Raw genomic sequence first — 349 nt, 5'->3', positions numbered from 1 at the left:
CTTCGGCTCTCGGGAGCCCGCTCTGCGGCGGGTCGGCCGGTATTCTCGGCGGCTCCGCTGAAGCCAGCCTGAATGCCCCCGGCAGGCTCAGTCTAGCTGGCGCCGGCCGGGGACAAGAAGGGCGGAGCGGGGAGAGCGTGATCGCGATCAGGCGTCGGGAGCGTTCTCGCGGTCGCGGATGGCCTGGAGCATCTTCGTCGCCAGGGACAGGTAGTCCTCGTCGAAGTGGTGGCCGCCCGGCAGTTCGAGCTTCTCGCCGACGGCCTGGGATTGGGTACAGCCGCTTTAGTCCTTTTCTTCGGCGCCATATATGCAGAACACCGTGGCTGCCGGCAACCTGGCCATTTCC

At 67.0% G+C, this 349-nt stretch carries 1 pseudogene; it reads right to left on the bottom strand.

The window, feature by feature from the left end:
• Positions 1 to 147 precede the first annotated feature (147 nt).
• Positions 148 to 270 (bottom strand): annotated as a pseudogene (locus tag ACLJNW_RS23755) (AcvB/VirJ family lysyl-phosphatidylglycerol hydrolase); the annotation flags it as partial.
• Between the last annotated feature and the right edge of the window lie 79 nt (positions 271 to 349).

This window comes from Salmonella sp. SAL4457, assembly GCF_046548235.1.
GTDB classification, from domain to species: domain Bacteria; phylum Pseudomonadota; class Gammaproteobacteria; order Enterobacterales; family Enterobacteriaceae; genus Salmonella; species Salmonella enterica.
This window is presented reverse-complemented; position numbering and strand designations above follow the sequence as displayed.